This is a genomic window from Actinoplanes sp. KI2 (assembly GCF_025630775.1).
GTDB lineage: Bacteria > Actinomycetota > Actinomycetes > Mycobacteriales > Micromonosporaceae > Actinoplanes.
In genome coordinates, this window is the sequence record NZ_JAOSZE010000105.1 from 1 (window position 1) to 2,540 (window position 2,540).

A 2,540-nucleotide genomic window follows, 5' to 3' on the forward strand; every position below is an offset into this window, starting at 1 on the left:
TGTCCGCGGCCACGGAATACTCCCCACTGGCGGCCAAATAGCGCCCCGTTGATGGCCACGGTCCTCCCCACGGACGGCCAGATACCTCCCCGCTGATCATGAGCGGATGCCGGTCGGCTTGGGTCGGCCGGGTGAAGAGCGGCAGGGAGATCGTGGAAATCTTGGAGGCGTACGACCTCACGGGTAGTTACCGTGCGGCGGCCGAGCTGGCGGGGTGTGACCACCACACCGTGGCCCGGTATGTGAAGTTGCGTAACGAGGGCCGCAGCCCGCAAGAACGGCAGCATCGGGCTCGTCCGATCGACGAGTTCATGGACAAGATCGAAGAACTCGTCGCCCGCTCGGGTGGCCGGGTCCGTGCGGATGTGGTGCATCGGCGGATTACCGCGATGGGCTTCACCGGTGGCGAGCGCACCACCCGCCGGGCGGTGGCCGCGGTGAAGCAGTCCTGGCAGGCCGGACGCCGGCGGGTGTTCCGGCCGTGGATCCCGGAGCCGGGCCTGTGGATGCAGTTCGACTGGGGTGAAGGCCCACGGATCGCCGGTCGGCGCACGTCGTTGTGGTGCGCGTGGCTGGCCTGGTCACGGTTCCGGGTCGTGATCCCGGTCTTCGACAAAACCCTGCCGACGATCGTGGCCTGCCTCGACGCCACTCTCCGGCGCCTTGGCGGGGTGCCGGCCTATGTGCTGACCGACAACGAGAAGACGATCACCGTCGAACACGTCGCTGACGTCGCGGTTCGGAACCCGGAGATCGTGCAGGTCGCCCGGCACTACGGGATGACGATCCGGACCTGTGTTCCGGCGGACCCGCAGTCCAAGGGCGGCTCGGAGAACGCGGTGAAGATCGCCAAGGCGGACCTGGTGCCCACCACGGCGAACCTCCTCGAGGATTACCGCACCTTCGCCGAGCTCGAGGCGGCCTGCCGCGACTTCACCGAGCAGGTCAACCAGCGGACCCACCGCGAGACCCGCCGCCGCCCGGCCGAGGCCCTGGCCGAGGAACAGGCCCGGCTGCACCCCCTGCCGGCCCAGCCGTTCACCGTCGCGTTCGGCACCACCCGGCGGGTCAACTGGGACTGCACCATCTCCGTCGACGGCGTCCGCTACTCCGTCCCGCACGACCTGGTCGACACCCGGGTCTGGGCCCGGTTCCACGGCGACGAACTGATCGTCACCGCCGTCACCACCGGCGGCCCGGTCGTGGTCGCCCGCCATCCGCGGGCCCAGCCGGGCAACCCGTCGATCATCGACGAGCACTACCCGCCGCAGACCCGCCGGTTCGACACCGACGAACGGCCCCCGCGAGCTCACACCGCGGAGGAAGCCGCGTTCCTGGCACTGGGCCCCGGGGCCGCGGCCTGGCTGACCGAGGCCGGCGCCACCGGCGTCCGCCGGGTCCGCCGCAAGATGGCCGAAGCCGTCGCCCTGGCCAAACTGCACGGCGTCGCGCAGGTCGACCAGGCCCTCGGCACCGCCGCTTTGGCTGGCCGGTTCGCCGACAACGACGTCATCCGCATCCTCGCCCACCAGCGCGAGAACGACGCTGAGCCCACCCGGGCCAGCGAAACCCACAGCCTGCAGCCCGGCACCTCCGCCTGGTCGACGTTCGGCATCACCACGGGAGACCAGACATGACCATCACCGGCATCCGCACCGTCACCGGGACCACCGGCGACCCCCTCGCCGAGGCCATCGAACTGACCAAACGCCTGAAGCTGCCTCACATCCGCCGGGCGATGGCCGACCTGATCCCGACCGCGAAGGCGCAACGCTGGGACCCTGCCGAGGTCATCCGGGTTCTGCTGGCCGAGGAAGCCGCCGGCCGTGACCAGGCGAACCTGCGGACCCGCCGCAAACGGGCGACGTTCCCGGCAGGCAAGACGTTCGGCGACTGGGACGAAGCAGCATCCTCGATCCCGCGGCCGACCCAGGACGCCCTGCGCACGCTGGAATGGGTGCACCGCAAGGAAAATCTGTCGATCTGCGGGCCGTCGGGCACCGGCAAGTCGCACTTCTGCGAGGCCCTGGGCCAGGCCGCTGTCGAGGCCGGCATGACCGTCGCGTGGTTCACCATCGAGGACCTCGGCGTGATGGTCCGCCGGCACCGGCCCGATGACTCGGTCACCCGGGCCATGACCCGGCTGATCCGCACCGACTTGATCATCGTCGACGACATCGGGCTCTTGCCCGTCTCCGCGGACGCCGCCGAAGGGTTCTACCGCCTGGTCGACGCCGCCTACGAACGCCGGGCCCTGGCCGTCAGCAGCAACCTGCACCCGTCCGGCTTCGACGAGATCATGCCCAAGACCTTGGCCACCGCCACTGTCGACCGGCTCCTGCACCACGCGCACGTCGTCGTCACCAACGGTGACAGCTTCCGGCTTAACCAAGCCACCACCGGACAAGGAGTCAAACGACTGCACTAACCAGCACCACCCCACGGCGGGGAACTATCTGGCCGCCACCGGGGAGGAATCCGTGACCGCCAGCGGGGAGAACTGCCGGCCGTCAGCGGGGAAGTCCAAACGGCCATTGACA

2 protein-coding genes are annotated in these 2,540 nt (G+C 69.7%); both read left to right on the forward strand.

Features of this window, described 5'->3' with window-relative positions:
• Positions 1 to 131 precede the first annotated feature (131 nt).
• Positions 132 to 1,637: an IS21 family transposase gene (istA, locus tag ODJ79_RS46410; protein WP_263030157.1), complete on the forward strand. Its 1,506-nt coding sequence runs from the start codon at positions 132 to 134 to the stop codon at positions 1,635 to 1,637.
• Positions 1,634 to 2,428, forward strand: a complete 795-nt coding sequence (istB, locus tag ODJ79_RS46415) for an IS21-like element helper ATPase IstB (RefSeq protein WP_263030158.1) — start codon at positions 1,634 to 1,636, stop codon at positions 2,426 to 2,428. Before istA ends, istB begins: the two co-directional genes overlap by 4 nt.
• The last annotated feature ends 112 nt before the right edge of the window (positions 2,429 to 2,540 follow it).

What these genes read in the sequence shown, in the direction of transcription:
- istB (WP_263030158.1), top strand. Translation starts at nt 1,634, where the DNA reads ATGACCATCACCGGCATCCGCACCGTCACCGGGACCACCGGCGACCCC.